23 protein-coding genes and 1 other RNA gene are annotated in these 26,577 nt (G+C 51.5%); 1 reads left to right on the top strand and 23 read right to left on the bottom strand.

Annotation, left to right across the window (positions count from 1 at the left end):
• Window positions 1-2: 2 nt before the first annotated feature.
• From K5753_05815 to K5753_05870, 12 genes are all read right to left on the bottom strand, one after another.
• Window positions 3-1,106: a site-2 protease family protein gene (locus K5753_05815; protein MCR4726712.1), complete on the bottom strand. Its 1,104-nt coding sequence runs from the start codon at window positions 1,104-1,106 to the stop codon at window positions 3-5.
• On the bottom strand, window positions 1,103-2,245 hold the full coding sequence (dxr, locus tag K5753_05820) for a 1-deoxy-D-xylulose-5-phosphate reductoisomerase (protein MCR4726713.1): 1,143 nt from the start codon (window positions 2,243-2,245) through the stop codon (window positions 1,103-1,105). Before dxr ends, K5753_05815 begins: the two co-directional genes overlap by 4 nt.
• Complete coding sequence (locus tag K5753_05825) at window positions 2,242-3,108, bottom strand: phosphatidate cytidylyltransferase (GenBank protein MCR4726714.1); 867 nt, start codon at window positions 3,106-3,108, stop codon at window positions 2,242-2,244. Before K5753_05825 ends, dxr begins: the two co-directional genes overlap by 4 nt.
• A complete protein-coding gene (uppS, locus tag K5753_05830; GenBank protein ID MCR4726715.1) occupies window positions 3,101-3,790 on the bottom strand; it encodes a di-trans,poly-cis-decaprenylcistransferase in 690 nt (229 codons plus the stop codon). Before uppS ends, K5753_05825 begins: the two co-directional genes overlap by 8 nt.
• 11 nt (window positions 3,791-3,801) lie before the next feature.
• Window positions 3,802-4,362, bottom strand: coding sequence for a ribosome recycling factor (gene frr, locus K5753_05835; GenBank protein MCR4726716.1), 561 nt, complete (start codon window positions 4,360-4,362; stop codon window positions 3,802-3,804).
• Window positions 4,363-4,444: 82 nt separating this feature from the next.
• Window positions 4,445-5,149 carry a UMP kinase gene (gene pyrH, locus K5753_05840; protein MCR4726717.1) on the bottom strand — a complete coding sequence of 235 codons (705 nt, stop codon included), beginning with the start codon at window positions 5,147-5,149 and terminating at the stop codon, window positions 4,445-4,447.
• Between the two features lie 89 nt (window positions 5,150-5,238).
• On the bottom strand, window positions 5,239-6,117 hold the full coding sequence (gene tsf / locus K5753_05845) for a translation elongation factor Ts (GenBank protein ID MCR4726718.1): 879 nt from the start codon (window positions 6,115-6,117) through the stop codon (window positions 5,239-5,241).
• Window positions 6,118-6,134: 17 nt separating this feature from the next.
• Window positions 6,135-6,920 (bottom strand): 30S ribosomal protein S2, encoded by a 786-nt coding sequence (gene rpsB / locus K5753_05850; protein MCR4726719.1) that lies wholly within the window; start codon window positions 6,918-6,920, stop codon window positions 6,135-6,137.
• Window positions 6,921-7,141: 221 nt separating this feature from the next.
• Window positions 7,142-7,474: a DUF1292 domain-containing protein gene (locus K5753_05855; protein ID MCR4726720.1), complete on the bottom strand. Its 333-nt coding sequence runs from the start codon at window positions 7,472-7,474 to the stop codon at window positions 7,142-7,144.
• Window positions 7,475-7,485: 11 nt separating this feature from the next.
• Window positions 7,486-7,890 (bottom strand): Holliday junction resolvase RuvX, encoded by a 405-nt coding sequence (gene ruvX, locus K5753_05860; GenBank protein MCR4726721.1) that lies wholly within the window; start codon window positions 7,888-7,890, stop codon window positions 7,486-7,488.
• Between the two features lie 39 nt (window positions 7,891-7,929).
• Window positions 7,930-9,222, bottom strand: a complete 1,293-nt coding sequence (locus K5753_05865; protein ID MCR4726722.1) for a replication-associated recombination protein A — start codon at window positions 9,220-9,222, stop codon at window positions 7,930-7,932.
• 46 nt (window positions 9,223-9,268) lie between these two features.
• Window positions 9,269-16,594: a hypothetical protein gene (locus K5753_05870; GenBank protein MCR4726723.1), complete on the bottom strand. Its 7,326-nt coding sequence runs from the start codon at window positions 16,592-16,594 to the stop codon at window positions 9,269-9,271.
• Between the two features lie 74 nt (window positions 16,595-16,668).
• Between K5753_05870 and rnpB the strand changes: the two genes are divergently transcribed.
• An RNA gene (gene rnpB, locus K5753_05875) (RNase P RNA component class A) lies at window positions 16,669-16,996 on the top strand.
• A gap of 34 nt (window positions 16,997-17,030) precedes the next feature.
• Here the strand turns inward: rnpB and sigK (K5753_05880) are convergent.
• The 11 genes from sigK (K5753_05880) to murA form a co-directional block, all read right to left on the bottom strand.
• Window positions 17,031-17,735, bottom strand: a complete 705-nt coding sequence (sigK, locus tag K5753_05880) for an RNA polymerase sporulation sigma factor SigK (protein ID MCR4726724.1) — start codon at window positions 17,733-17,735, stop codon at window positions 17,031-17,033.
• 84 nt (window positions 17,736-17,819) lie between these two features.
• On the bottom strand, window positions 17,820-18,635 hold the full coding sequence (locus tag K5753_05885; GenBank protein ID MCR4726725.1) for an RluA family pseudouridine synthase: 816 nt from the start codon (window positions 18,633-18,635) through the stop codon (window positions 17,820-17,822).
• Window positions 18,635-19,090, bottom strand: coding sequence for a transcriptional regulator NrdR (gene nrdR, locus K5753_05890; protein ID MCR4726726.1), 456 nt, complete (start codon window positions 19,088-19,090; stop codon window positions 18,635-18,637). The genes K5753_05885 and nrdR overlap by 1 nt, the downstream gene beginning before the upstream one ends.
• A 97-nt stretch (window positions 19,091-19,187) precedes the next feature.
• Window positions 19,188-19,448 (bottom strand): YlmC/YmxH family sporulation protein, encoded by a 261-nt coding sequence (locus K5753_05895; protein MCR4726727.1) that lies wholly within the window; start codon window positions 19,446-19,448, stop codon window positions 19,188-19,190.
• A 104-nt stretch (window positions 19,449-19,552) separates the two neighbouring features.
• Complete coding sequence (locus tag K5753_05900; protein MCR4726728.1) at window positions 19,553-20,329, bottom strand: sigma-70 family RNA polymerase sigma factor; 777 nt, start codon at window positions 20,327-20,329, stop codon at window positions 19,553-19,555.
• Window positions 20,330-20,382: 53 nt separating this feature from the next.
• Window positions 20,383-21,096, bottom strand: coding sequence for an RNA polymerase sporulation sigma factor SigK (gene sigK / locus K5753_05905; GenBank protein MCR4726729.1), 714 nt, complete (start codon window positions 21,094-21,096; stop codon window positions 20,383-20,385).
• Between the two features lie 12 nt (window positions 21,097-21,108).
• Window positions 21,109-21,867, bottom strand: coding sequence for a sigma-E processing peptidase SpoIIGA (locus K5753_05910; protein ID MCR4726730.1), 759 nt, complete (start codon window positions 21,865-21,867; stop codon window positions 21,109-21,111).
• Between the two features lie 113 nt (window positions 21,868-21,980).
• Window positions 21,981-23,228 carry a cell division protein FtsZ gene (ftsZ, locus tag K5753_05915; GenBank protein ID MCR4726731.1) on the bottom strand — a complete coding sequence of 416 codons (1,248 nt, stop codon included), beginning with the start codon at window positions 23,226-23,228 and terminating at the stop codon, window positions 21,981-21,983.
• Between the two features lie 9 nt (window positions 23,229-23,237).
• The gene (locus tag K5753_05920; GenBank protein ID MCR4726732.1) at window positions 23,238-24,389 is read right to left on the bottom strand and encodes a hypothetical protein; all 1,152 of its coding nucleotides are present in this window, start codon (window positions 24,387-24,389) and stop codon (window positions 23,238-23,240) included.
• A 99-nt stretch (window positions 24,390-24,488) separates the two neighbouring features.
• Window positions 24,489-25,307 (bottom strand): FtsQ-type POTRA domain-containing protein, encoded by an 819-nt coding sequence (locus tag K5753_05925; protein ID MCR4726733.1) that lies wholly within the window; start codon window positions 25,305-25,307, stop codon window positions 24,489-24,491.
• On the bottom strand, window positions 25,307-26,557 hold the full coding sequence (gene murA / locus K5753_05930; GenBank protein MCR4726734.1) for a UDP-N-acetylglucosamine 1-carboxyvinyltransferase: 1,251 nt from the start codon (window positions 26,555-26,557) through the stop codon (window positions 25,307-25,309). Before murA ends, K5753_05925 begins: the two co-directional genes overlap by 1 nt.
• Between the last annotated feature and the right edge of the window lie 20 nt (window positions 26,558-26,577).

Raw genomic sequence — 26,577 nt, forward strand, 5'->3', positions numbered from 1 at the left:
CGCTAAAATAACCTCGCAATCGTCCCGAGATTCAAAATGTCGCATAGGATCGCGAACCCGAATAGCAAGACCAAGCCGACCGTGTGAATGATGGCTTCGACCTTGCGATTGACCGGTTTCCCCGCGATCCATTCGATCAAGACGAAGACGACGTGACAGCCGTCGAGCGCGGGAAACGGAAGCGCGTTCATCAAAGCGACGCTCGCGCTCATAATCCCGAACATCAAGAGAACGCCGCGGAAACCGAGCGACATCGTGACTCTGCCCATCGCCGCGACGCTCGTCACCGTCCCGCCGACCGAGCCTTTGAGCCCGACCGCACCGGTAAACAAACCGCCGAGCGTCTTAAAGGTCAAGACGACGAGCTGACCGATAAAAATAAAACTGCGAATGAACGCTTCCCAAACGTTCAGCCGATAATAATCGTAGCCGATATTGATGCCGAAGCCGTGATAGACTTCCGTAACTTCATTCCCGTCTTCGTCCGTTTCGTGCGATTTGAAATCCGCCTTATAGACGGAAATATCCGTCTTTTTGCCGTTTCGGATAACGGTCACCGTCGCTTCTTCGTCGCAACTCGAAAGCAGAGTCGAAATATTCGTGTCGATCACGGAATAGACGTTCTTCCCGTTTACGCGATACAGAAGATCCCCGACCTCGAAATTCTGCTCGATCGCAGTTTGCGGCTCGTTCAACGTAACGATTTTCGGAAGGGTGTAACCGTAGGTCGCGAAAAGGATCGTAAGAATTAGGACGGCGGAAATAAAGTTAAAAGTAACGCCCGCGAGCAGGACGAGGATGCGCTTCCAAGGTTTTTGGCTGTTGAACGCGCCTTCTGCCTCACTGTCGCCTTCTTCCCCTTCAAACGCGCAAAAACCGCCGAGCGGGATCGCGCGAAGCGAAAAGACTTCTCCCGTCGATGCGTTTTTCCGAGAAAAGAGCTTCGGACCGAATCCGATCGAGAACTCGTTGATCTTGAATTTCAAAAGTTTCCCGACGAGATAATGCCCGGATTCGTGCACCATAATCATCACCATTAAAGCGACGATCGCGATCAAAATGGAAAGGGCTATATGCAAGCCACCGTTCAACGCGCTTAAAATCATACCTCACCTACCGCTTGTAGAGTATATTTTCGAGCCTCGGCGTTTATGTTGAAAACGTCCGAAAGGTCGTATGCGCCGCCGATCCCTTGAAAATGCGACACGACTTTTTCAAGAACGCGGGCGAGATCGAAATAACCGATCTTCCCGGAGAGATACATCGGGACGAGGACGTCGTCCGCTGCCATATAACACGCGCCGTAAAGTCCACCCTTTTTCGCCGCTTCGAGAGCGACGGCAAAAGCGGGATAACGCGCGAGATCGACGGGCTTAAAGGAAAGATCCAAATCGAGCGGCAATCTCGAAACAAGCGTTTTCACACGATCGGGATACGAGAACGCATAGGCGATCGGGAGACGCATATCGGGATTCGCGAGCTGCGCGATCACAGCCCCGTCGACAAAGCGAACCATCGAATGAACGATGCTTTCGCGATGGATCACCGTCTCGATCTTCTCGATCGGCATCTCAAACAAATGCATCGCTTCGATGACTTCGAAGCCCTTATTGACCATCGTGGCGCAATCGACCGTGATCTTTTTTCCCATATTCCAATTCGGATGCGAAAGCGCGACCGAAGGATCGAGAGAATCGATCTCGCGAAGAGGAACGTCGCGGAATGCGCCCCCGCTCGACGTTATGATCAAAGACTCGACTTCCGATCTCTTCCCCGCTTGCAAGCATTGAAACAGCGCGGAATGTTCGCTGTCCACGGGAATGATCTCGGAAGAAAGTTTTTTCGCGAGATCCATAACGAATTCGCCGGCGCAAACGAGCATTTCCTTATTGGAAAGCGCGATACGCGCGCCTTTTTTTATCGCGGCGATCGTCGGTTCGAGTGAAGCGATCCCGACGACGGAATTCAGAAACACGTCGTAAGAGGATTCTTCGGCGGCTCGGACCAAAGCTCCCTCGCCCGTAAAAACACGGCAAGGATAGGAAAGATCTTGCGCCGAAAACGATTCTTTCCCGGTATAACAAACGTTCGGAACTTGAAATTCGTTCGCAAGTGAGATCAAGCCCCCGAGATTCGAATGCGCCGAAACGAGCGAGATCGAGTACGCCCCGCCGCTCTTTCGTATGATATCGACGGCTTGTCCGCCGATCGAACCCGTAACCCCGATGATCGCGATCTTTTTCATAGCGCGGCTCCGTTATAGATCACGAAAAAGAAGAAAACGGCGGGAACGACGAAGAGCAAACTGTCCAGCCTGTCCATAACGCCGCCGTGACCGGGGAAAATCTTTCCGAAATCTTTGATTCCCATTTTGCGTTTGAGCCAAGAAGCCGCGAGATCGCCGATGATCGCGAGCAAGGTGCAAACGGGTGTGAACAAAAGATAAGCAAGCGCGGAAAAGCCGACTTTATCGAACAGGTGCGTCAAGCCGACGTTCGGCAGACGATCGAAAACGCGGAACACGTCGAATAAAAGAAGGACGACGGTCGCTCCGATCAAACCGCCGACGAACGCGCCGACCGCGCCCGCAACGGTTTTCTTCGGACTGACGTCCTCGATCAGTTTCTTTTTTCCGAAAAGCATCCCGGCGAACAGCGCGAACGCGTCGGACAAAAGCGTAACGAACAAAATATAGAATATGCCGAGCAAATTACCGTAAGAACGGTTTACGAGCATAAAGAGCGAACAAAGCAACATCGGATACACGAGGATCAAAACCGTGTATTCGAGGTCTTTGAGTTCGAATTTTTTTCTTTCGAGAATAAAATCGCCGAGCGCGGAAACGCAAGAAAGCGAAAACGCCGCGAGGACTCCGGTCGCGCCGAAGAACCAAAAGCAAGGATAGACGGCGAGCGCGAAAAACACAAGCGGGATCAAAAGCGCGTTAAATCCGCTCTTTTTGCCGACGAGGACCATTTCCGCGCCGCCGAGAAAGGCAAACGCCAAAAACAAAACGTCCGCAAACGCGGTGTGGAACGTTCGAAGATAAAGAAGAAACAAAAGCGCGATCGAAACCAAGACGATCGCCGTCAGATTTCGTTTAAGCATTTTTATCCTCCAAACCGCCGAATTTTCTCGAACGCGATGAAAATTCTTCGATACATTTCGTCAAATTTCTTTTATTGAAATCCGGCCAAAGAGTTTTCGTAAACAAAAGCTCGGCGTATGCGCTTTGAAGAAGCAAAAAGTTGCTGAGACGGATCTCCCCGCCCGTTCGAACGACGAGATCGGGAAACGGAACGTCCTTCGTGTAAAGCGCGGCGGCGATCTCTTCTTTCGTAACCGAAGAAACCCCCTTCGCGAGAAGTTTATTCACGGCGTTCGTGATTTCCTCCCAACTTCCGTAATTGATCGCGATGCAGACCGTCAGACCGGTTTTCGAAGCGCTTTCCTTTTCGATCTTCTCCGCGCCCTCCCGAATGTCGGGCGGCATTTCGCGCATATTTCCGATAAAAATTACGCGATAATTTTCATCTTTATGCTCTTCGATCTCACCGATAAAGCGGCGAAACATATCGAAAAGATAATCGACCTCATCTTTGGGTCGATTCCAGTTCTCAGTAGAAAAAGCATAAAACGTAACGTATTTTACTCCGATCTCCGCACAATTTTCGATCGTGCGTTTCAGAGCTTCCGTTCCCATTTTATGCCCGTACTTTCTCGGCAAGCGGCGGCGTTCCGCCCACCTGCCGTTTCCATCCATAATAAAAGCAATATGCTCGGGTATCATCAGACCTCCGATTATACGCTCAAAATCTCGCTTTCTTTATCCTTAAAGGCTTTTTCGACACCGGCAAGGTAATCGTTCAAGAGTTTATCGACGTCCTTTTCGAGAGCTTTGACGTCGTCCTCGGTAATGAGCGAGTCTTTTTTGAGCTTTTTAAGACCTTCGTTCGCGTCGCGTCTGTGATTGCGAAGCGCGACTTTCGCGTTCTCCGTCGTCTGTTTGAGCTCTTTGACAAGGGCTTGGCGACGCTCTTCGGTAAGATCGGGGAAGACCAAACGAATGACTTTACCGTCATTATTCGGCGTGATGCCGACGTTCGCGTCGATTATTGCCTTTTCGGCGGCTTTTAATGCGCTCCCGTCCCAAATCGAGACGACGATCATTTTCGCTTCCGGTACGGTAATGCTGCCCATTTGGTTCAAAGGCGTCGGAGTCCCGTAATAATCGACCATAACCTTATCGAGAATATGCGGATTCGCCCTGCCGGCGCGAATATTCAGGATATGGGTTTTATAAGAATCAACCGCCTTTTTGAGCGCGGATTCATATCCGTCCAAAAGTTCCAAAACTTCCATAATATCGTATGACATAGTTCAAACTCCCGTTACATAATTATATATTTTAACATAAGTTCGCGCGGAAAGCAACCCGCGAATTTCAGTGGATCAACGTTCCGATCTTTTCGCCTCTGACCGCTTTCAAGATGCTGCCTTCATCCTTCAAACCGAAGACGATAAGAGGGATCTTGTTATCCATACAAAGCGAAGCGGCGGTGTAGTCCATAACGCCGAGGGACTTATTCAAAAGATCAATATAGTGCAACTCGTCGTATTTCAAAGCGGCGGGATCGATCTTCGGATCCGCGCTGTAAACGCCGTCCACATTCTTCGCGAGAAGGATCGCGTTCGCTCCGATTTCGGCGGCGCGAAGGACGGCGGCGGTATCCGTCGTAAAGTACGGGTTTCCGGTTCCGCAAGCGAAAATCACGATCCTGCCCTTTTTCAGGTGATTGATCGCCTTTCTTTGGATATAAGGCTCCGCGACGCGCGTGATCGTCAGGGCGGTCATGACCCTCGTTTCCGCGCCGAAACGCTCGAATGCGTCTTGCAGAGCAAGCGCGTTCATGACGGTCGCGAGCATCCCCATATGATCGGCGGTCGCGCGGTCGGACATATGTTTCGCCTTTCCGCCTCTCCAAAAGTTTCCGCCTCCGCAGACGATGCCGACTTCGACGCCCTGCTGCTTGACCTGAATAATATCTTTGACGATACGTTCGATCGTCTCGGGGCAAAGCCCGAAGCCGCTCTCTCCGCCGAGCGCCTCGCCCGAAATTTTGATAATGACTCTCTTATATCCGCTCATTCGAAAATTCTCCCGTATATCCGATTATTTCAAGAAAAATGGGTTATAAAAAAGGGCAAAATGAATTGCCCTTTTCCCGGTAAGTTTCCTTACTTGATTTGGCTCATAACTTCGTCGACGAAGTTGTCTTGTCTCTTCTCCAAGCCTTCGCCCATTTCGAAGCGAACAAAACGCTTGACGGCGAGATTCAGACCCGCTTCTTTATTGACGGAAGCAAGATATTGCTTGATCGAAAGATCGGGGTTCTTGACGAACTGTTGATCCATCAAGCAAACGTCCTTATAGTACTTATTGATACGACCGAGAACCATTTTTTCGACGATCGCGGCGGGCTTTCCTTCATTCAAAGCCTGCGCGGTCAGGATCTCTTTTTCTTTGTCGAGTTCCGCTTGGGGAACTTCGGAGCTGAAAACGTAAGACGGTTTCGCCGCGGCGATTTGGAGCGCGACGTCGTGCGCGAATTCACGGGAAGCGGGGGTGTCTTCACCCGTTACTTCGACGAGAACGCCGACCTTGCCGCCCATATGAATGTAGCTCTCGAGGATACCGCCTTCCGCGGTGAATTTTTGAAAACGACGGATCGCGATTTTTTCGCCGATCTTCGCGGTCGCTTCGATAACGTCCGCATTTTTCGCGGCGATCAAAGCGTCGACGTCAGCGACGTCGTTCTTAACCACGTAATCCGCGACGCCCGCTACGAACGCTTGATACGCGTCGCCCTTCGCGACGAAATCGGTTTCACAGTTCACTTCGACGAGCGCGCCGACGTTGCCTTCGATCTTCGCGGCGACGACGCCTTCCGCGGCGATCCTCGACGCTTTCTTCGCGGCGGTCGCCATTCCTTTTTCACGAAGGATCTCGATCGCTTTTTCCATATCTCCGTTCGCTTCGGTCAGGGCTTTTTTGCAGTCCATCATACCGACGCCGGTCTTTTCTCTGAGTTCTTTAACGTCACTTGCGGTAAACATAGTTCTATCCTCCTAAATTATTCAGCGGCGGGAACTTCCGCGGCTTCCGCGGGAGCGGCTTCTTCTGCGGTTTCTGCGGCGGGAGCGACTTCTTCTTCCTCATCGGAGACGCTGAACTCGACGCCCTCTTTCGCCTCTATGACCGCGTTCGCGATCGTGGAAGCGATGAGTTTGACCGCACGGATCGCATCGTCGTTGCCCGGGATCACGCAGGTGATGTTGTCGGGGTTACATTTCGTGTCGACGAGAGCGACGACGGGAATGCCGAGCTTATTCGCTTCGTCGACGGCGAGGTGCTCTTTATCGACGTCCACGACGAACATAAGATCGGGGAGTTGGCGCATATATTTGATGCCGCCGAGGTTTCTTTCGAGGATATCGCGCTCTTTCAAAAGCAAGCCGACTTCTTTCTTCGGAAGAAGATCGAATTCTCCGAGCTGCTCCATTTGATTGAGCTTATTCAAGCGCTCGATACGGGTGCGGATGGTCTTGAAGTTCGTAAGCGTGCCGCCGAGCCATCTTTGATTGATGTAATACATCGAGCAACGCTCCGCTTCTTCCTTGATCGCGTCTTGCGCTTGTTTCTTGGTTCCGACGAAAAGGACGGTCTTGCCCATTTTGACTTGGTCGCGAACGAACGCATAGGCTTTTTCGATCTCAACGACCGTCTTTTCGAGGTCGATGATATGAACGCCGTTACGAGCCGTATAGATATACTTGCTCATCTTGGGGTTCCAAGTGCGCGTTTGGTGACCGAAATGAACGCCGGCTTCCAAAAGTTGTTTCATGGTGATTACTGACATACAAAAAATTCCTCCTGTTTTTTCTTCCCGCAGCTTCAACGACCGCCCCAACTCAAACGAGCAACAGTACGATCTCGACCGCAGTGCTTTTTTAGCAATATAAATAATATCATATTAAAAACCGCTTCGCAACGATTTTCGCGCTGTTTTTGGCAAAAAAAATAAAAAAGTCGTGCGAACGAAATCGAACGCGCGACTTTTTCACGTTGCAAAAAGAAAACTTATTTCTTATCTTCGCAGCCCGCGCAACCGGAGCAATCGCCGTCGCAGCCTTCGGAATTATTCTCCAAAAACTTTTCGAAGACGGCGTTCAATTCCGCTTCGTCCTCGATCGGAGTAAGATCGACGGTCTCGTCCCCGTTATCGTTCAAGTGGAAGATATAACAGCTGCCCTCTTCGTACTCCTCGCCGCCCTCGATCGGTTCGACGACGCAATACAGCTTTCCGTTCAACTCGACGGTGTCCAAAAATTCGCATTGAATTTCTTTTCCGTCCTCGTCCGTCAAGACGATGGTTTCGATCTCTTCGTTGTTTTCGATTTTTTCGTTTTCCATAATACCCTCGCTTATTTATTCAGATAATCGCGCAAGATGATCTCCGCCGCGACTTTATCAATGACTTTTTTCCTTTCTTCGCGGCTGAGCCCCGCTTCGATCAAGATCTCTTCCGCTTCGACGCTCGTCAGGCGCTCGTCCTCATATTCGACGGGAAGCCCCGAAGTTTCTTCGAGAAGATCGCCGAACGCGCGAACCTTCGAAGCTCTTTCGCCTTCCGTCCCGTCCATATTCAAAGGAAGTCCCAAAAGGATCATTTCGCAGCCGCGCGATCTCGCCATTTCGGTGAAATACAACGCGTCCGCCTTATAGCCTCTCGAAAGATGGATCTCGACGCCGTTCGCGCTGATCCCCAAAGGATCGCTGATCGCAACGCCCGTGCGCTTTACTCCGACGTCCAAACAAAGAATCCTCATAATCCGATTATATCGTAAAAGCGCGCCGTTGGCAAGGGTTTAGCCCTTGTTGCGCTTCAAAACTTTCGCGCGTTGCAACGTTTTTTCGAAACCGTTCGAAGAGGGTTCGTAAAAAGTCTCGTCTTTGATCGCGTCGGGCAAATATTGTTGCTCGACCCAACCGCCGAAAGAATGCGGATACTTATATCCTTCGATCTTTTCCTGCTTATAGTTCGCGTCCTTCAAATGTTTCGGGACGATATCGCCGTAGGTCTTTTCCACCGCGTCGTGAGCGGAATAGAGCGCGCGAACGACGGAATTGCTTTTCGAAGCTTCGCAGACGTAGATAATCGCTTCGGTCAAAGGAATTCTTCCCTCGGGAAGTCCGATATTCTGCATCGCGGTCAAAGCCGAGATCGCAATCGTCAAGGCGTAAGGATCCGCCATACCGACGTCCTCCGCCGAATGGACGACGAGCCGACGGCACACGAGGAGCGGATCGCACCCCGAGGAGATCAAACGCTCCATCCAATAGACGGCGGCGTCCGCGTCGCTTCCGCGGAGAGATTTGCAAAAAGCGGAGATCATATCGTAATAGGTGCTTTCGTCGATCGCAAGATACTTCTTTTGGACGGACTGCGAAGCGATCTCTTTCGTGATCGTTACAACGCCGTTATTATCCGGAGGGGTCGTTATGACCGCGAGTTCGAGGGCGTTATAAGCGATGCGGAGATCTCCGTCGGAAGCATAGGCGAAATGCTCGAAAACGCCGTCTTCGACTTTTACGTTATAGCTTTTCAACCCGCGCTCGTCCGAAAGAGACAAGCGAAGCGCGTTTACGATCTCTTCGGAAGAAAGCGGCTTGAACTCAAACAAGCGGCATCTCGAAACGATCGCTTTCGTCATCGCGATAAAGGGGTTCTCCGTCGTCGAGCCGATAAAGGTGATGACGCCCTCTTCGATCGCGGAAAGCATACAATCGGATTGCGCTTTACTCCAACGGTGACACTCGTCGAGAAGAAGATAGGTCTTCGTCCCGTACATTTTCAAACGCGCGCGCGCTTCGTCGATGACTTTTTTCGCGTCCGCGACGCCGCTCGAAACGGCGTTCAACTTTTCGAAATGAGATTTCGTCGTCTCAGCGATGATATTCGCGAGGCTGGTTTTTCCCGAACCGGGAACGCCGTAAAAAATGCAACTGCCGAGCCGATCCGCCGCGATCGCGCGGCGAAGAAGAGTTCCTTCTCCGACGATATGTTTTTGCCCGATAAACTCGGAAAGAGTCCGAGGGCGCATTCTCTCGGCGAGCGGTTTGGCTTGATCGGCGTTTGAAGTAAAATCAAATAAATCCATAGAAATATCATACCACGCCTCCGATCTTTTATCAAGAGATTCCGCGTTAAACGAAGGTGACTTCGATCTTTTCTTCCGCCCGGCACTCGGAAAGCGGAACGAACGCGACTTCTTTTCCGCGAAACAGGAGCGAGGGTTTCCCGCCGCGGCGATAATTCGCCTCGATCTTGACCCCACCGAGATCGATTCGGACGGTCAACGCTCCGAAAGCGGCGGGCAAACACGGCTTGAAGTACAGCCGATCGCCTCGCTTTTTGATCCCGAAAAAGTCTTCGGTCAGCGTGTATTTGAGCCAAGCCGCGCTTCCCGTGTACCAAGTCCAACCCGCTCTTCCCGCGTACGGCTCCGCGCCGTAGACGTCTCCCGCGAGGACGTAGGGTTCGCCTTTATAGACCTCCGCGCCCTTTTTCGTCTTCGCCCGAAGGATAGGATTGAGGCTTCGGATCGCGCGATACGCTTCCTCCGCTTTTCCGCATTCCAAGAGAGCCTTGACGTACCAAACCGCGGCGTGCGTATATTGTCCGCCGTTTTCGCGAACTCCCTTCGGATAAGCGGAGATATAGCCGAAATTCGAAGTTTCGTCGAAAGGCGGCGCGGAGAGTTTAACGATCCCGTTCGACGGATCGACGAGTTCTTTCGCGCTGCCCAGCGCGGTCTCGGCGTCCGCTCTCGGGGTCGCTTCGGAAAGGATCGCCCAAGTCTGCGGATTCAAAGCGATCGTACATTTCGGCGTGGTTTTATAACCGAGCCACTCCCCGCCGTCCGTAAAACACAGGGGATATCTGCCGCCCTTAAACAAAGGTTTTAAAGCCGCGAAAAGTTTTTCCGTTTCTCTTTTCAGTTCACGCGCCGTCTCTTCCTCGAAAAACGGCAAACACTTTTTAATGCAGGCATAGGCGAATTCCGTCAGCCAAACGCTTTCGCCGCGCCCTTTTTCACCCACGCGATCGAGTCCGTCGTTCCAATCGCCCGTTCCGATCTTCAAAAGTCCGTGTTCGCCGTAGGAAAGAGAGACGCGGATCGCGCGAAGAAGATGCTCGCGAAGCGGCGCGCTCGATCCGACGAGCGGGATCTCATAGCGGCTTTGCTCCCCCTCATTGAGCGGATCGGAAGAAAGGAACGGAACGATTTCGTCGAGGATCGAAAGGTCGCCCGTAACGGAAACGTATTTTTCGGTCACGAAGCAAAGCCAAAGTCGATCGTCGGAAATGCGCGTTCGAACGCCCGTCCTCGGCGAATGCCACCAATGCTGGACGTCGCCATCTTCGAACTGATGCGACGCGGCGAGCAGGATCTGTTCGCGCGCCCTCGCCGGACAAGAGATCAAAAGGGACAAAACGTCTTGCAGTTGGTCGCGAAACCCAAACGCGCCGCTGACTTGATACAGACCCGCCTTCGCGTTCAAGCGAGCGCTTTGCACCTGATACGGCAACGAAAAATTATACAACCGGTCGAGCGCAGGATCGGAAGAAGAAACCGTGATCGCGTTTCGAAAAATATCCGAAAGCGTTTTCGCGCTGGATAAGGGCAAATCTTTCTCGGAAATCGTTTGATCGGACGAAGAGATCGCAAATCGAAACGCGCCCTTTTCAAGCGGTTTGCAGAAAGTAAAGACGAAGGGTTCGCCCGACGCTTTCGGGAGATCGACCGTCGCGTCGCCGCCGAGCGCATAGACGAAAATGCTTTTTCCGTTGCTTGCGTTCGTCAGCTTGATCTTCTCATCGATCCGTTCGGAAAAGATCGCATCCGAACCGCGCCACCCGAGCGCGGGTATAAGCTCGAAGGACAATCGGATTTCCTTCCGAGGGTCGGAAGACAAAACGATCTCGAAAATCTTCGTCTCTCCGCTTTGGACGGGAAAGACGTTTATCTTCACGAACGCGCCCGAGATCTCGCGGGAAAAACCGCTCGATCCGATCGAATGAACGCAGGAAAACGAAGAAAGCGAATAAGTCTTTCCGTCCGAAGACAAAAGGACGGTTTCGGGAGAAGCATCCGAGATTGCATCGCCGAACCAAACGGAGAGTTTATCCTCTCTGGAATTTTCGCCGAACGAAAAACCACCGCCGCTTTCGGTAAGGACGAATCCGCCTTTTTTCGCGCCGACGACGTTTGCATAGGGTAAAAGGGTCTTTTTGCCAAACGGGCGGACTTCATATCCGCTTTCCGAAAATCCGCCCTCTCCGCTCTCCTCGACCAACCGGAAGGCGGCGGACGAATCGTTTCTTTCGAAAACCCTCGGGAGTTTCGGAAACCCTCTTCGCTCTTCTGTTTTCGTAGGATAGCGAACGCACGCGCATTTCTCGAAATCCTTCCCTTCTTCGACCGAAAAGACCGAGACTTTCGGATGACTTGCCGTTATTCCTCGGACAAACGACAATCCGTCCGCGCCCGCCCCGCCGACGTTCTCCGCAGTAACCACGAGCTTATGATCGATCCCGCAGGACACGAGCAACACCGAAGCCTCGACAAACCGCTCGACGACCTCCTTTTTCCATCCTTTATCCAGACGATAATACGCGATCTTTTCTTCGGGCGAAACGGAGAGCGCGGCAAGCTTATCCTTCAAAAGAAAGCGCATTCGGATCGCATCGTTCGACGGACGAGAGAAAAGAAGTTTGCTTCCGAGATCGGAGACTTCCGAAAGATCGATCCTTTTTTCTTTCGATCGCCCGAGGAGATCCAACGCGCCCGCGGGAAAGGCAAGCGAGAGTCTTTCCGCTTTGTTTTTTACTTCCTCTTCCCCTTTCGCCGCAAGCATAAAAACGTAAATCGAGCGTTTGGAATGCGGGCGAACGGTCACTTCACCGCAAAAGGCAAAGCAAGGATATAAAACGTCGCCGAACGGCGGCGCAAGATCTCGTTTGACGCCCTCCGCAGTGTCCTCGATCCCATCCCGCCCCGGGACGTTATATCGGTTCGTGTTGAAAATGAGATTTTCCAATCCTTTGACCGTAAGGGACGAGGCGATCTCCGTTTCACAGCGCGCGTTCGTCCGTTTCGCATAGACGGTCTCGCCCTCTCTTCTCGTCGAAACGAACAGATCGGAAAATGCGGGATGGGAATCGTAAGCGTCCGTCCCGTTCAGTTGTAGATCGAGAAAACCGGAGACCGTGACTTTTCGATCTTCGTCACCGTCGTTTACGACCGTCAATTTCCGCATTTCTCCGTTATAACCCGACAAAAGATACGTTTCGAGTGAAACTCCGCGATTTTCGTTTTCATACGTTACGCCGCCGCTCGAAAAAATCGCTCGGACGTCTTTTTCACACAAAGGATAAAAGGTCGGAGAAAAGATCTCCCCGTTCTCCTTGATTTGAAAGAAAAAACCGCCCTTTTCGGGTCGATAAGAAGAAAACTTATTGACGCGCTTCCCGTCAAAACAGGAAAAACTTCGACCGAGCGAATCCGAGACGATCGAATACGAACCGTCCTTCGCGGCGTAAACGGAAGCGGGCTCTTCGGGCGAAAAAGAAAGCGATTCTTTCATGGGAGAGCGGTCGGCGCAAATCGAGACCCTCATCGGTTGTTTCGACGAGACGTTCTCTTCGGCAAGCAAAAGAGCGACGGAAGCGTTCTCGACGCGCTCGTTAAAGAGTCGGACGACGGCGTCCCCCGTCAAGGCGTTCGTGATCGCGGCGAGGCTCATCCCCTGATGATGGGTCATAAAAGTTCGAACGACCGCGCCGCCCGCGTCGAAATCAATGGATTCGTAAAAACCGAACTTTCCTCGTAAGCCCAATTTTTCGAGATTTTCGAGGTTCGAAACGCAAGCGCGCGGATTGCAAGGAAGATAGAGAAAGGTCGCGTAAGGCGCGATCACGTTCGCGCATTCTTCGGAAAGAGCGAGAGAATTTACCCCGATCGCTTTATACTTATACGCCGTCGCGTCGTTAAAATCGTGATAGGCGCATTCCGATCGCCCGAACACGCCTTCTACCCGATCGTCGAATTGCGCGGCAAACGATTTTATTTCCTGAACGCCGAGAAACGCGTCCTTCGGCGCTTTCATAAACAGTCTGGGAAGCATATACTCGAAAGCCGTTCCGCTCCAAGACAAAAGCGTGTTCCCGCGCAGCGAAGAGCAATCCCTTCCGAGGGAAAAATAGCAAGTCGGATCCACGCCCTGCTCGATCAAAAACGCGTAAGCGAGCCTCGATTCGGAAGCAAGAAGATCGTATCTTCCGTACAGACGATCTTCGGGAACGTTTTTCGAGATCGCGAGGAGTTTATCGGTCTTATCGAAAAGCGCGGTAAAGTCCGCCGAACGGATCGCGGCGTCGATCCGAGAAGCGAGGTCGAACGCTTTCTCTTCTTTCGCGAACGCCCAGACGACCGATAAACACGCGAGATAATTCGCGCTGTCCACGGAAGAGACGACGCGCGGAGCTTTTACTTCGAGCGTCTTTACGTCATACCAGTTATAAAGGTGACCTTTCCACGTTTCGAGTTTTTCCGTTTGATCGAAGATCCGCTTTATCCGTTCGAGAGCGGTCTTTCGGTCGACGAGAGAAAGGAGCGCGGCGCAAACTTCCGAGAGCATCCAAAAGCCGAGATTCGTCGGAGAAGTCATATTCGCTTTGGTCTCAAACGGATAATATTGATAATTGTCCGGGATCAAACCGTCTTCGCTTTGCTCGGAAAAATAGGAATAAATATCCTTTGCGTAAGAAAGAAGGACGTTCTTTTCCTTTTCTTCGAGCGGTTTTTCTTTTCGATCCTTTCCGCAAAGGATCAGGAAAAACAGATAAACGGAAAATAGAAACGCATAGAGCGTAAACCAGACGTTTCCGAGGGCGAGAACGAGCGCGGCGGACAGAATCACCGAAGGAAGCGCGATTCTTGCTCCGTCCGCAAAGCCGCCCGCTTTTTGCGTTTTTCGAAAGGGCGTCCATTGAAGCAGCGTCTTACTGCGCGTCGCCATTTTGAAAACGGTTGCGAAAAACAAATACGCTCCGTTCAACGCTCGAAACGGCGCGAGAAACAATCGCTCCGCGAGATTTCCGATCGAAAACGAAACGGCGGTCAAGACGTAGCGAAGCCGCACTCTTCCGAAAACCGAACGAAAGGACGCGACGAGCGCATAAACGTGGGCGAATAACAGGATCGAAAGCGCGTAAAACAGCATAAAATGAGCGTTCAGAAAGAGCGCGACGACGGCGAGCGTAAAGAGACAAGCGTCGGAAAAGACCGAGAAGCCGTTGATAAACAAAACGAGCTTATAGATCGGCGCGATCGGATTTACGATCCGCTCTCCGCTTTTCTTTCGAATCTTCGGGCAAAGCGCGTACGGAAGCAGTTGAACGTCGCCTCTTTGCCAACGGGATTCCCGCATAACGTCGGCGGCAAAGGTTTTTGGCGCGTCTTCGTAAACGCACCGCTTAACCGTCGAAGAGCGAAGGACCGCTCCCTCGATCACGTCGTGACTTAAAATTTTGCCGTCGGGGAAGAAATCCGATAGTTTCCGAACGTACGGCTCGATGCGAACGATCGCTTTTCCGGAATAGCTCGCCGCGTCGAATCGATCCGCGTAAAAATCGCTGTAAAAAGGATAGGCTTCGATTGCGCAGGAACGAGAATATTTTTCGGAATAGAAAGTCGTCAGCGAATAGCGATTCACCTTTCCGCCGAACGTCAAAAGATCGTATTCGGCGTTCAAAGGATGGCTCAAAGCAAGGATGGAAGCTTTGATCGTCCCGGGAAGGACGGCGCTGTCATCATCCAGCAAGACGGCGAAGACGCCCTGCGGAGGATCGCCGAAAAGATCGAATTTCGAAAAATCCGACTTCAAAACGGCGGATAAAAAAGAAAGCAAAGCGCCGCGTTTTCTCTCGTAGGCAACCCACTTCCCCCCGATCTTCTCCCGATGACGGATCAAGACGGAAACGCGCGGCGGCAACTCCTTTTCTCGCAAATACGAAAGCAGTTTTTCATCTCTTTCCGTTCGCGAAGCGTCACTCTCGGGGAAATCCGCCACGACGGAATATGCGACGTTTTCATCCGTGCAAGTCGCCGCTATGATCGAGATATGTCGGATCGCTTCGTCGATATCCTTTTCGGACGAGAGAAACCTTGACACGGCAACGACGGTTTTGCACTTCTCGGGCAGAACTTCGTAGTCCATTTGCGGCACGGGGCGTTTTACGCCTGCGGCGGATAAAAACCTCTTGATCAAGTATTCGACGGGGTGCAATGCCGCGATAAACAGCGGCAAAACGGCAAAATAGGAAAATACCGTTCGAAGAAAATAGGCGGGAAACGCCGCGACAAGCAAAGAGATTCCGAGCACAGCGGTCGCGTAGCCGCCCTGCACTTTTCTTTTATCGAGCGGCGGTTTTTCGGTCTTGCCCGTTTTCAGATACTCTTTTACGCTCGCTTCGCATTTGTACAAAACCGTTCCAAAGTGGACGTCCCATTCCTTCGCGAGAAAGAGCGACGCGCGCGCGACGACGCTTTCGGTCGTTTGAAGTTTTCTCGCCGTCTCGAAAGTTACGGAAAGATAATCTTTTCGGGCGGCGTCGGACATCGAGCGATAGTCTTCGTCTTCCGAATAAATCTCGTTGATCTTCGAAAGCGAAACGAAACTTTCGTCCGGAAACGTCCTCAATAAATCTCTGAGCGCGTTTACGGCGGTCGCCGAAATATGCTCGTTCGCCGCCAGATCGTTCTCGAATCCGAGTCTCGCGCCGTCGAAATCGATTTCGGGATGCGCGCGCTCGACTGCTTTGATTTGCTCTCCGCGAAAAGTCGCGTAATAAAAAAGATAACTGTCCGAAAGGCGATACTTCGAATTGAATTTCGGTTTTTCCGCGCGCACGCGATTCCCGTAATACCGAACGGAACGGACGAATATTTCCGACAGTTCGAGCAAAAGTCGGTACGCGATCGCGTCGCGGAGAGCGGTAAGCTCTGGATAGGTTAAGGGCGTAACGATCGAAAAAGTCCGAACGACGTTCTCGATCTTTTCCCTCGTCAAAAGATCCCCCGAATATCGAACGATAAAATCGGCGAGAACGCAAACGCGCGGCGCGCCGTCCGTGTGTGGCAACGAGACGAAATCCGCGGCTCGAACGCGCTTCAAAGAGCCGTACAGCAACCGATAATTTTCAAGAATCCATTTCTCGAAAGGGTACAAATCCAAGCCGCGACCCTTCTTCCGAAGAACGGTTCGATAGCATTGTCTCAAAGAAAAAGCGATCGGAAAGACGGAGACCCCCGCCCCTCCGCTTTTTACGTTTCGAAGGGATTTCGCAAGAAAATTCAGCGTTCGGACGGCGTCTTCGTCCGATTCGATCTTCCCGTACTCGTACGTTCTTTTCGAAAAGAGTTTCGTTAAGAAATACAAAAGCTTATTCGCAAGATAGAAAATCATAAACGAAGTATTTACGATTTACGATCAAAATAATCATTTGCAATCGGCGTTTCGAAGTGGTATAATGCAAAACGTGAGTTAACCAGACGGTCGCATCGAAAGATGAGGAAAGTCCGAGCACCGCAGGACAGAGTGCCGGCTAACTACCGGTGGAGGCGACTTTAAGGAAAGTGCACAGAAATATACAGCCCGGTTTTCGCCGCGGCGATAGGTGAAATGGCGAGGTAAGAGCTCACCGGCGCTTCGGTAACGAAGCGGCCAGGTAAACCCCACTTGGTGCAAGAGAGGATAGGTTTTAACGCGGTCCGCCACTATCCGACGTTCGCTTGAACGCGTAGGTAACTGCGCGTCTAGATAGATGACCGTTTAATACAGAACTCGGCTTACAGATTAACTCACTTTTTCAAAAAACCTCGGAGTTTCCGAGGTTTTTTGCTTATCCTTCAATCCCTTGTTCGATCAAATATCCTTTGAGTTTTTGAAGGACTTTCGTCTCGATCCGAGAAATATAGGATCGGGAGATCCCGAGCCGTTTCGCGATCTCGCGCTGCGGAAGGACGTCCGCGCCGTCGAGCCCGTAACGGTATTTGATGATCGTGTATTCCCTTTCGTCCAAAACTTCCTTTACGATCTCGCCGAGTTGCTTTTCGGATTCCTTTTTCTCCACGATCTGCGCCACGTCGCCGTCCGGTTGCTCGATCGTCTCCATCAACGTGATCTCGTTTCCGTCTTTATCCGATCCGATCGAAGAAGTCAGCGAGACGCAAACGCGGTGCTTTTTATTCGCGCGTATCGCCATCAAAATCTCGTTTTCGATGCAGCGGGCGGCGTAGGTCGCGAATTGCGTCCCTTTATCGTATCGAAAAGTTCGGATCGCTTTCAAAAGACCGATCGAACCGATGCTGATCATATCCGACGGATCGAGCGCGTCGACGTACTTTTTCGCGACGTGAACGACGAGGCGCATATTATGGGAAACGAGTTCGTCGCGCGCTTTCGGATCGCCCGCCGTATAACGCTCGAAACACGCCCTCTCTTCTTTCGCGGTAAACGGCTTCGGAAAAACATTGTTTTTCTCGATATAGCTCGTCAGACAAAACGCGCCCGATAACAGCGCGAGGATGCTCTCGATCAAAAAAATAATACCTCCGAAATAAGGTATTATTTTATATTCCGACAAAAAGCGAATATTGCTTGTACGCCTCTAAAACGTACAAGCCGCCGTCTAAATACGGATCGTGATTCGATTCAAATAAAAAAGTGCGGAATTTTCGGGAAATGAGAAAGAAACGGACGTCGCCGTCAGGCGATGCTTTTTGATACCGAGCGCTTTATTGATCCGATCGTCGCCGTATTTACCGTCCCCGAGAATGAAATATCCGTAAAAAGCGAGCATCGCGCGGATCTGATGCATTTTCCCTTTATGCAGGCGCACCTTTACGATCGAGCTTTCGTCTTGCCTTTTTTCGACGGAAACGAAGATCGAAACGGGGATATATCCTTCCTTCGGAAGATCGGAGATCATCGCCCTGCCCTCGGCTTCGTTCTTTTTGTAATAATAGTTCAATTCGATTTCGCCGCGGATCGGCGGAAACCCGTACACTTCCGCGGAATACGTCTTCTCGATAAGCCCTTCTTTCATCGCGCGAAACAGTTCTCTTTCCGAAGCGGAGTCTTTCGCGAAAAGCAGGACTCCGTCCGTGTTGGTATCGAGTCGATGCATAAGGACGCAGGATTCGCCCTTTTCCTTTTTTACGAGGGATTCGAAAGAACCCGCGCCCTCGCTTGCGATCCCTTTCGGCTTATAGACGGCGAGCAAATGCTCGTCCTCATATAAAACTTTTACGGTTTTTTGCGCGCGGGGATAGATCGAAATCACGCCGCGAGAAATCCTCTCCTCTCCCGTGACGCGCTTTCCGTCCGCCTTAACGTCCTTGCGGCGAAGACAGGCGCATATTTCGGAATACGTCAATTCGGGAAAGAGTTCCGGCAGGATCTTTTTGATCGGTTTTTCCTGACCGGAATACGCGCGCTCCAACATTATTTTTTCCCGAGGATCCTTTCGATCTCGGACAGGAACGTATCGATATCTTTGAATTCTTTATAGACGGAAGCAAAACGGACGTAAGCGACTTCGTCGAGGTTTTTCAATCCTTTCATCACTTCGTCGCCGATCTTATCGCTGGAAATTTCGTTTACGCCGAGATTATAGACGGTCTTTTCGATATCGGAAACGAGTTTTTCGATGCTCTCATAGGAAACGGGGCGCTTTTCGCATGCTTTTACGATGCCTCCGCGGAGTTTCGCGGAATCGAAAAGCTCGCGCGTCCCGTCCTTCTTGATCACGAAGACAGGAATACGCTCGACGACTTCATAAGTCGTAAAACGGCGACCGCAATTCAGGCATTCGCGCCTTCTGCGAATCGAAGAGCCGTCTTCCGCGACCCTTGAATCAATGACTTTGCTTTCCATCGAACCGCAATATAAGCACTTCATAACCGCTCCTTTCCGCGGGTTTTCCCGCTGCTTTCGCCGTTATTTTACTATATATTGCGTTTTTTTGCAAGGAAAAACACTATTTTCCCGAAAGGATTCAGGCTTTGGACGGAAAGGATGCGATCATCAAATTCACGAGGATCACGTCATCGCCGATCTTTACGATATTCTGCCACGGGATAAAGACGGCGTCCTTCCCCGAAAAACTCTTGATCGCGGATTTATCCCCGGGCGCCATAATGCCGAGGACTCTGCCGTTACAGGTCAGCGCAAGATCGTTGATCCGACCGAGCCGCCGTCCGTCCGCGATATTGACGATTTCTTTTCCTCTGAGCTCGCAAAAAGTCAATTCGTTCATAATTAAGCATATTTCTAAAAGCTCGCAAATATGATAAGGCTCGAAGACGAAGAAAGCGACGAAACCGTTAAAGAAGGATCGTTCGAGAACGGCGCGATACAGAGTCAGACCGAAAGCTCTTCTTTGATCCTCTTGATCGCGTTGTTTTCGAGTCGCGAGACCTGCGCTTGCGAAATATGCGAAAGTTTACTGACTTCGGTTTGCGTTTTCCCGACGAAATAGCGTAAATAGATGACTTCTTTTTCGTTTTTCGGGAGTTTTGAGATCGCTTTTTTCAGATCCAATCGTTCCGTCCAGCCGTCCTCGGGGTTCTTTTCGCCGACGATCCCGTCCATTACGAGCAGAGAATCGGGATCCCCGCCCGAGATCGGCTCGTATAAAGACAAGGGCGTCGCGATCGCATCCAGCGCGCAGACGACTTCTTTTATGGGAACGTCCATTTCTTCCGCGATCTCAAAGAGGCTCGGATCGGCTACGTTCTTCTTTTCCAGCGACTCTCTGGCTTGCATCGCCTTATAGGCGACGTCACGCATCGCGCGACTGACCTTGATTCCGTTCGACTCCCGAATATAGCGACGGATCTCGCCGAGGATCATCGGGACGGCGTAGGTGCTGAATAAAACCCCGTGTCTCAAATCGAAATTGTTCAACGCCTTTACAAGCCCGAGGCAACCGACCTGAAACAGATCGTCCGGATCCGCGTTTGCGTTTGGGAAACGGTGAACCATCGAAAGGACAAGCCGCATATTCGCAAGCAAAAACGTTTCGCGCGCGGCTTTGTCCCCCTCTTTGATCCGTTTCAGGTATTCCGAGCTTTCTTTTTGCGTCAATTTCGGCAATTCGTTCGTGTCGATCCCGCAAATACTTACCTTTCGTGCCATACAGTCCTCCTATGTAAAAGGCACGAACATAGTATTCGACAAAAATATCCGTTTTATACAAATTTTGCCATTTCTTTTTTGAGTTTTCCGAGGACTTTCTTTTCGAGTCTCGATATGTAGGACTGCGAGATCCCCATCATATCCGCGATCTCCTTTTGCGTCTTTTCCTCGGTGTTCATAAGTCCGTAACGCATCTTGATGATCGCCTTTTCCCGCTTCGTCAGTGTCTCGAACGAGCGATAAAGCTCTTCGATCTCGTCCTTTTTCTCTATCTCTTTATAGACCGCGTCCGGCTCCGTCCCGACGACGTCGGACAAAAGAAGTTCGTTTCCTTCCACGTCCACGTTGATCGGTTCGTCCAACGAGATCTCGCATTTTCTTTTTACGACCTTTCTGAGGTGCATCAAAATTTCGTTTTCGATGCAACGCGACGCGAACGTCGCGAGTTTGATATTCTTCGTCGGGTCGAAGGATTGAACCGCTTTCATCAGTCCGATCGCGCCTATGGAGACGAGATCGCTGACGTCGCTGACGCTTCCTTCGAACTTTTTCGCGATATAGACGACCAAACGAAGATTATGCTCGACGATCTCGTTTTTCGCTTTCGGATCGCCCGCGCGACAGCGTTCAAGCGCGTCTCTTTCTTCTTCGGGCGTATAGGGCGCGGGCAACGACTCGCCGTAAATGAAAAAGACTTCTTTTCGGCGCGAAAACAAATCGAACTTCTCAAAGAATTTCCGTAACGCATTTTTGATTCTTTCAAGCATCTTTACCTCTCCTTATTTGTATGGCAGTATCACCGAGTACTCTTTCGGAAGGTCGGACAAGGCCGCCGTCACGTTAGTAAGTCTATTCTCACCGTCCTCCGAATATATCTTGATCTCCGGAATTTTCACGAGCGGGAGGACCTTGCTCCCGCTCGCCGTTCGGATCGGGATCGACCCCATCGTCGGAAGATTCGCGGCGTCGATGGATTTTTCATCGATCAAGATGACGTCGTTTCCGTCCTCGTCCGTCAAAAGATTCCCCGTGTCGAAAAGCGCGGAGAGTTCGAAACGTTTTTCACCGCAAACGAATTCCACCCTCGCCAGCTTGCTTACGGATCGCCTTTCCCTCAGCAAGCCGTTTATTTGGCGAAACGAATAGAGAAAAACGAAACAAGACGCGGCGACTGCGGCTACGATAAGCCCTCGATCCAATCCGATAAACGACAGTTTCAGCGTTCCGCCGAGGAAAAAGGACAGGACGCCGGCAAACGTGAAGTTGATAAAAGCATAAACGAAAGTAAAAATCAAGTATTCGCGAAGACTCCCCTTTCCGAAGAGGATCGCCGTCAAGAGAAACAGCGTCGCGATTTTATAGAGCAGCGCAAATCGAAGGACCAAAGGAGAAAGGAGCGCGAGTCCGCTCCCGATCGTAGCGGCGAGAAGAAACCGACGAACTTCGGTTTTTCGCCGAACGGCGAGCGTCGCGGCGTACGACAAAAACAGATCCAAGCAAAAATTATCGATAAGTACCGCTTCGACGATGATCTCCATTCCTAAACTATAACACGCGCGCGCGTAGAAGTTTTTTAAAGAAAACGTCGAAAACGACCGACAAAAGACAAAAAAAAGGATCGGCGTTTTTCACCGATCCTTTCACAAAATCGTTACTTTTTCAATTTTTTCATAAAAGGAGGAAGATCGTTATCCGAAACCGGGATCCTGCCGCTGTCTTCATCAAAACGGCTGAACGGATTGCGCTTTTGCGCGAACGGACGATCCTGCCCGACGGGAGGTTCTTTGGAGAACCCGCCGCTTAAAGGCTGGGATTCCTTTTGGAGCGGGCGATTGATCGGAGGATAGGTCGTTTTCGAGCCGAATCCGCTCGGCTTCGTGCGAGTCGAGGACGCCGCGTGCTTAAATCCGGTCGCAATGATCGTTACGACGACTTTATTGCCGAGCGCTTCGTTCACGTCCGCTCCGAAAATAACCATCGATTCGGGATTCAAAACTCTTCTGACCATCATTCCGGCTTCCTCGACTTCGGAAAGTTCGAGGTTTTCGCCGCCCGTGATATTGAGGATCGCCGCGGTCGCCTCGCTGATATTCGTTTCGAGAAGCTTATTATTGACGGCAGCGCTGACCGCGTCCACCATGCGATTCTCGCCTTCCGCTTCGCCGATACCGATCAAAGCGAACCCTTTTTCTTTCAGGACCGTCTTCACGTCCGCGAAGTCAAGGTTGATCATCGAGGGTTTGACGATCAGATCCGCGATCCCCTGAATACCCTGACGCAAAACGTCGTCCGCAAAGGAGAACGCTTCGGAGAACTTCGTCCCCTTCGGCATGATTTCAAGCAATTTCTCGTTCGGAACGACGAGGAGCGTGTCGACGTACTGCCTGAGCTCGTTGATACCCGCTTCGGCTTGCGCGATCCTTCTTTCTCCTTCGAAACGGAAAGGCGTCGTCACGATGGCGATCGTCAGGATCCCAAGCTCGTGCGCGATGCTCGCGATGACGGGCGCGGCGCCCGTCCCCGTTCCACCGCCCATACCGGCGGTAATGAAAAGAAGATCCACTCCGTCGAGGAGTTTCTTGATAATCTCGCGGCTTTCTTCCGCGGCTTTTTTACCGATCGAAGGATTGGAACCCGCGCCGAGACCTTTCGTCAGTTGCGCGCCGAGAACGACTCTCTTGGGCGCGACGGAATAGATCAGATCCTGCTTATCGGTATTCGCAGACACGAATTCCGCGCTCGTGATTCCCGATTTGATCATGCGGTTGACCGCATTATTTCCCGCGCCGCCGACGCCGATCACGAGGATCTTACAAACGCGCTCGACCAAAACGTTCGGGTCAAGATCCGCGACGTCGCCTTCGAATAATCCACTTTCACTCGTATATTCTTCTTCCATACGAACCTCCTATTTGCCAAACAACTTTTTCAAAATGCCGAATCTATGCTTTTTCTCCGAACCTAACGCTTCCTTTAAGAGCCCGACCGCCGTCGCGTAGTACGGCTTATTCAAATTCGGGACGGAAGGCAAGACGTACTCGACCTTCCTCGAAAGAGCTTTCGACAGATATTCACGCGCGCCTCGAACGGATGAAAAACCACCGCCCGACAAATACAGCGTTGCGTCGGACGGCAGGTCGAACCGAAAAGCTTCCAACGCTTTTCCGATATACGACGCGACGTAATCGACGCATTCTTTAACCATTTCGTTTACTTCGCCGATCGGAAACGAATAGCGATTCGTCTCGTAATCGAACTCGTAAAAGCCCTCGTCCTTATATCCGAGATTGATGCGGCTCGACAGATATTCCGCCGCGCCGAAGGGGATCTCCAACGCTTCCGAAAGACCGGCGGGAACGAAGCCACCGCCGAGGGAAAACGTCTTCATTTCGAGGACGCCCGCGCCGCCGAGATAGAGGACGGTCGTCGCCAAATAGCCGATATCCGCGACCAAGACGCCCGACTCCCTTTCTTCCGCGCCGAACAAATGCGCCGCCGAAGCGTACTCCGATTGAAGAAAAGAGACGTCTTTGATCCCACACCGATAAAAGACCTGCTTCAAGTCGGAAAGGATCTCGGCGTAAGCGCCGATATAGGAAATTCGGCAGCGAAGCGAATTCGTAACGAGACCGACCGCGTCCGTCGCGCTTTCGCCCTCTTCGGTCAAAAACCCGATCGGAAGCGCGAGCAAGCGCACGCAATCTCCCGAAGAAAAGGGATCGTTAAAGGCATAAAGCTCGGAAAGATCGGTTGGCGTGATTTTTTTCTTTTTCGGAAAAGTGACGCGCGCGTTCACGACGCGATGCGCGCAAAACCCCGCGGGAATTCCGACGACGACGCTTTTTACTTTTCCGCACCCTCTTTCGATCCTGTCGATAAGTTTCGAGACGGTCGGGAAAAGCTCTTCCGGGCAAAGCCATTTTCCGTCCATATACCCGCTATACTCCATCTCGAAAGAACTCTTTACGGAAAAATTATCTTCCGAAAGTCTTTCCGCTCTGTACGCGCAAATGCTTTTCGAGCCAATATCGATAACGGTAACGTCTGACAAAAACGGCATACTACCCCCTATTTAGTTATTATAAAAGAAAATAGGGATATTGTCAATATTAAAACGAGCAATTAAAAAGCGAAAATGCGGTGATTCGGGGCGAAATCGTCACTCCAAATTTTCCATCCACTTATACGCGACGACGGACGAATCCTTATCGAGCGCGATATAGCCGCGGGAAAGATCTTTGGAAGTATCTTCCGAAGTATAGACATAGTTGCAAAGATAGAGCTGCTGATAGATCGAAGTGGAAAGCGACGTATCCAAAACGAGGATCACGCCGGTATTCGTCGTGATGTAAACGCGAAGGTTTTCGCCGTCTTCGCGAATATCGATCTTTTTGAAGAAGGTCAAAAAGCTCGTCCCGGACAAATCCAAAGCGGGCTCCTCCGCGGAAGACGCGATAACGGGAAGCAACGCTCCTTTTTTGTCCTCCGAAAAATCGAATTTCGAACCGACGAGCGAAAGCGCGCCGAGCGCGGGCGGATCGAAAGACACGCCTTCGACCTTGGTCGCTCCGTGCGCCAAAAATTCATCGTACGAAACGACTTCCAATATTTTCAAAGAAGAATCCACGATCGCGCCGCACGTCATATCCGAAGAAGCGATCTTCATGATCGCGGTGCGGACGGTCGCCTTAATGATGACTTTATTCGGAAAACGACGGACGATATCGAGGACTTCGACGTAAGGATTCGCCTTTTCGATCTCCGCTTTCGATTTCGCTTTATTGATCGAAATAATGCTTCGACCGATCGCGATCCCGGAAGACTCGCGAATATCCTCCTCGTTTATGAGATCGGAGGAGACCGCCGCTTCGACGGAAATATGGCGGACGACGAACACCGTGCAAGTCAAAAGGACCATCACGAGAATGACGATCAATAAACTTACAAAGACGGCGATCATTATGTTTGACTTTCTCATTATAACCTCTTTACGTCCGCTCCCAATTGATTCATAACGGTTTCGATCTTTTCGTATCCGCGGTCGATATGAAACGCGTTTTCGATCGTCGTGTAGCCCTCGGCTTTCACGCCCGCGATCACGAGCGCAGCCCCACCTCGGAGATCACCTGCGGAAACCGACGCGCCTTCGAGATTTCTAACCCCTCGAACGATCGCCGTTCGATCCTTCACCGTGATCAGCGCGCCCATTTTAATAAGCTCGCGAACGATGCGAAACCTCGTCTCGAAAACGTTCTCCACGATCACGCCCGTCCCTTCCGAAACCGACATCAAAGTCATCATCTGCGATTGAAGATCGGTCGGGAATCCGGGATACGGTTGAGTTTCGAGTTTATCGAAATTCCGCGTTCGTGCGTAACCGCGTACTATAATTTTATCACTTCGCGCGTCGATAAAGCAAGAGGATTTGCTCAATTTGAAAAGCAGGGGCTCGATATGCTCGGGCTGACAATTCGTCAAAGCGATCTCACCCCCGCAAGTCGCGCCGGCGATCAACAAGGTCCCCGCGACGATCCGATCCGGGATCGGTTCGTAGCTTACGCCGTGGAGTTTCTTCACCCCCTCGATCGTTATCGTCCCTCCTCCCGCTCCGCAGATTTTTCCACCCATCGCGTTTATGAAGTTTTGAAGATCGACGATCTCCGGTTCTTTCGCGGCGTTTCGAATGCGCGTCCTGCCCTTCGCGAGACTTGCGACCATCATAAGGTTTTCCGTCGCGCCGACGGACGGAAAGTCTAGCATAATGTCCGCGCCCTTTAAACGAGACGCGTCGCAATAGATCATCCCGTGACTTTCTTCGACCGCGATCCCGAGTTCCTGCAAACCTTTAATATGTATATCGAGCGGGCGAACGCCGATATCGCACCCTCCGGGGTACGCGACCGCCGCTTTCCCGAGCCGAGCGAGAACGGGGCCGAGAAGAAAGACCGACGATCGAAGTTCCTTCGCGAGATCGGTCGGGACGCTGAAACGCGACAAGTCCGTACTTTCGAGCGATACGACTCCGTCTTCAAACGACGCTTTCGTCCCGAGCGCCTGCACGATCTTCAACATATTTTTGACGTCGGTGATTTCGGGAACGTTCAGGATCTCGCACTTTTCTCCCGTCAAGACCGAAGCCGCGATCATCGGCAAAACGGCATTTTTCGCGGCTTTAAGGGCGTACTCGCCCCTCAAAACGGAGCCGCCTTTTACGAGCAATTTCGACATAGTTCATCTCCAAACGAAAA

The organism is Clostridia bacterium (assembly GCA_024685775.1).
Taxonomy (GTDB): domain Bacteria; phylum Bacillota; class Clostridia; order Christensenellales; family CAG-1252; genus CAG-1252.

Bases quoted from the DNA above. Each gene is read 5' to 3' on its own strand.
- K5753_05815 (MCR4726712.1), bottom strand. From the start codon at position 1,106: ATGATTTTAAGCGCGTTGAACGGTGGCTTGCATATAGCCCTTTCCATT.
- dxr (MCR4726713.1), bottom strand. From the start codon at position 2,245: ATGAAAAAGATCGCGATCATCGGGGTTACGGGTTCGATCGGCGGACAA.
- K5753_05825 (MCR4726714.1), bottom strand. From the start codon at position 3,108: ATGCTTAAACGAAATCTGACGGCGATCGTCTTGGTTTCGATCGCGCTT.
- uppS (MCR4726715.1), bottom strand. From the start codon at position 3,790: ATGATACCCGAGCATATTGCTTTTATTATGGATGGAAACGGCAGGTGG.
- frr (MCR4726716.1), bottom strand. From the start codon at position 4,362: ATGGAAGTTTTGGAACTTTTGGACGGATATGAATCCGCGCTCAAAAAG.
- pyrH (MCR4726717.1), bottom strand. From the start codon at position 5,149: ATGAGCGGATATAAGAGAGTCATTATCAAAATTTCGGGCGAGGCGCTC.
- tsf (MCR4726718.1), bottom strand. From the start codon at position 6,117: ATGTTTACCGCAAGTGACGTTAAAGAACTCAGAGAAAAGACCGGCGTC.
- rpsB (MCR4726719.1), bottom strand. From the start codon at position 6,920: ATGTCAGTAATCACCATGAAACAACTTTTGGAAGCCGGCGTTCATTTC.
- K5753_05855 (MCR4726720.1), bottom strand. From the start codon at position 7,474: ATGGAAAACGAAAAAATCGAAAACAACGAAGAGATCGAAACCATCGTC.
- ruvX (MCR4726721.1), bottom strand. From the start codon at position 7,890: ATGAGGATTCTTTGTTTGGACGTCGGAGTAAAGCGCACGGGCGTTGCG.
- K5753_05865 (MCR4726722.1), bottom strand. From the start codon at position 9,222: ATGGATTTATTTGATTTTACTTCAAACGCCGATCAAGCCAAACCGCTC.
- K5753_05870 (MCR4726723.1), bottom strand. From the start codon at position 16,594: ATGATTTTCTATCTTGCGAATAAGCTTTTGTATTTCTTAACGAAACTC.
- K5753_05885 (MCR4726725.1), bottom strand. From the start codon at position 18,635: ATGTTGGAGCGCGCGTATTCCGGTCAGGAAAAACCGATCAAAAAGATC.
- nrdR (MCR4726726.1), bottom strand. From the start codon at position 19,090: ATGAAGTGCTTATATTGCGGTTCGATGGAAAGCAAAGTCATTGATTCA.
- K5753_05895 (MCR4726727.1), bottom strand. From the start codon at position 19,448: ATGAACGAATTGACTTTTTGCGAGCTCAGAGGAAAAGAAATCGTCAAT.
- K5753_05900 (MCR4726728.1), bottom strand. From the start codon at position 20,329: ATGGCACGAAAGGTAAGTATTTGCGGGATCGACACGAACGAATTGCCG.
- sigK (MCR4726729.1), bottom strand. From the start codon at position 21,096: ATGCTTGAAAGAATCAAAAATGCGTTACGGAAATTCTTTGAGAAGTTC.
- K5753_05910 (MCR4726730.1), bottom strand. From the start codon at position 21,867: ATGGAGATCATCGTCGAAGCGGTACTTATCGATAATTTTTGCTTGGAT.
- ftsZ (MCR4726731.1), bottom strand. From the start codon at position 23,228: ATGGAAGAAGAATATACGAGTGAAAGTGGATTATTCGAAGGCGACGTC.
- K5753_05920 (MCR4726732.1), bottom strand. From the start codon at position 24,389: ATGCCGTTTTTGTCAGACGTTACCGTTATCGATATTGGCTCGAAAAGC.
- K5753_05925 (MCR4726733.1), bottom strand. From the start codon at position 25,307: ATGAGAAAGTCAAACATAATGATCGCCGTCTTTGTAAGTTTATTGATC.
- murA (MCR4726734.1), bottom strand. From the start codon at position 26,557: ATGTCGAAATTGCTCGTAAAAGGCGGCTCCGTTTTGAGGGGCGAGTAC.